We start from the raw sequence: 2,264 nt of genomic DNA, 5'->3' as shown, positions 1-2,264 counted from the left end.
TCAATAGAAGGACAATAACGCGGACCTAATCCTTCAATATTTCCAGAATACAAAGCAGAGCGATGAATATTTTCACGAATAACTTGATGTGTTTGTGTATTTGTGCGTGTTATTGCACATTCAATTTGTGGTTGTTGAATTTTTTCTGTCAAAAGAGAGAAAGGAACTGGATCCTCATCTGCTTGTTGTTTTGCAAGAGATTCCCAACGAATTGTCTTTTTACTAAGACGGGCAGGCGTTCCTGTTTTTAATCTCCCAAGCTTTATATCATAACTTTTCAAACGCTCAGCAAGTTGAACACTTGACTGATCTCCCATACGTCCAGCAGACCATGTTTTATCACCAATATGAATAAGACCATTTAAAAATGTCCCCGTTGTTAAAACAACAGCCCCAGAAAAAACTTCTCCTTGTTTTTTTAAAACAACACCTGAAACATTCTTATCTTTAACAATTAAATCAACAACCTCATCTTCAATGAGAATAAGATTATCCTGTTCTTTTAAAAGTTTTTGAATCGCTTCTTTATAGAGTTGTCTATCAGCTTGGGTACGCGGTCCTCTTACCGCTGGACCTTTTCGTCTATTAAGAAGTCTAAATTGAATTCCAGCAGCATCTGCTGCACGTCCCATAAGACCATCCAAGGCGTCTATTTCACGAACCAAATGCCCTTTTCCAAGCCCGCCGATAGCGGGATTACACGACATTGTTCCCAATGCTGCTATTTTATGTGTAACAAGAGCTGTCTTTGCCCCAGCACGTGCCGAAGCACAAGCCGCTTCACAGCCAGCATGGCCACCCCCAACAATGATAACATCATACGAGTGCATTTGAATTTATCCCATAGAGAATCTATTTTCAAGTTTCACGTGAAACAGAACTTATAAAATACATAATCTTTTGAATCTGTCTATGAAATAATCAATGTTTCACGTGAATCATTATTTACCAATACAAAATTCCGAAAAAATAATATCAAGTAAATCTTCTACATCTATATCACCCGTAATTTTTCCAAGAAAATCACTAGCACGACGAAGATGTTCTGCACGTAAACTGAGATCAAGAGAAGTGTAATTTACAGAAGCCTCAATTTCTTTAACAGCTTCTTTTAAGAGTTGAAGTTGCCTCTTACGTGCCGGAACAAGATTTCCAATTTCAGCAGCACGACGTGAACAAAATGTCTCAAGTTCCTTAATAAAATAGTCAAAATTTAAACCTGTCGATGCAGAAAACTGTATAAAAAAATCAATTTCACTTTTTTCACAAAGGTCAAGTTTATTACCAACACACCATATTTCAGCTGAAGTTTCTGGTAATTTAATTTCCTTTGGCTTTGCCATATCATAAACTAAAATAACCAAATCAGCTTCTCTCACATGCTGCCTTGCAACTTCTATTCCTAATTGTTCAATTTTGTTCTCTGTTTCTCTAAAACCAGCGGTATCTGTCAAAAAAACTGGTAAACCACCAAAAACAAGCCTCATCTCTAAAGCATCACGCGTTGTTCCTGCCTCATCTGTCACAATAGCAACAGACCTTCCAGCTAAACGATTCATGATACTTGATTTTCCAGAATTTGGTGCACCCGCAATAACAATTTTTAATCCATCACGTAAGATACTTGCACGTTCTCCTTCATCAATATGTTTTTGAAGAGAATAACAAAGATCTTCTACATCTTTCCAAACTTTATCAGATAGCGAATTTGGAACATCAGCTTCATCAGAAAAGTCAAGTTCTGCTTCAATAAAAGCACGTGCTTTCATAAGTTTATGGCGCCAATCGCGGTAAAGTGCTGTTAAATGCCCACTAGCACCCATAACTGCTAAACGCCGCTGACTTTCCGTTTCTGCTTCTATTAAATCAGCAAGACCTTCTGCTTGAACAAGATCTAATTTTCCTTCCATAAAAGCACGACGAGAAAACTCACCCGCCTCAGCCATACGACATCCAGAAAATGTAGATAATTCATCAAGAAAACGATTTACAACCGCTTTTCCTCCATGCAAATGAAACTCTGCACAATCTTCTCCTGTAAAGCTATGAGGAGCAGGAAAAAAAACTGTTAAAGCGGCATCTAAAAAGCTACCATCGCGAGCTGTAAGGTTCCCATAATGCATAAATCGCGCTTTAGGCAAACAACCACAAAGCGTTTTAACAACATTTACAACATGAGGACCAGAAAGCCGAATGACCGCAACCCCTGAAGGCAACAATCCACTCGAAACAGCAAAGATTGTATCCACAGGATGTATCCTAAC

At 38.3% G+C, this 2,264-nt stretch carries 2 protein-coding genes; both read right to left on the bottom strand.

Features of this window, described 5'->3' with window-relative positions:
* Window positions 1–830, bottom strand: an 830-nt coding sequence (locus tag FS875_RS09680) for an FAD-dependent oxidoreductase (RefSeq protein ID WP_144756199.1), incomplete at its 3' end; no start/stop codon positions are given.
* Between the two features lie 111 nt (window positions 831–941).
* Window positions 942–2,249 carry a tRNA uridine-5-carboxymethylaminomethyl(34) synthesis GTPase MnmE gene (gene mnmE, locus FS875_RS09675; RefSeq protein WP_144756196.1) on the bottom strand — a complete coding sequence of 436 codons (1,308 nt, stop codon included), beginning with the start codon at window positions 2,247–2,249 and terminating at the stop codon, window positions 942–944.
* Between the last annotated feature and the right edge of the window lie 15 nt (window positions 2,250–2,264).

Source organism: Bartonella saheliensis, assembly GCF_902162175.1.
Note: the sequence above shows the minus strand (reverse complement) of the source record. Positions and strands in the feature narration are given on the sequence as shown.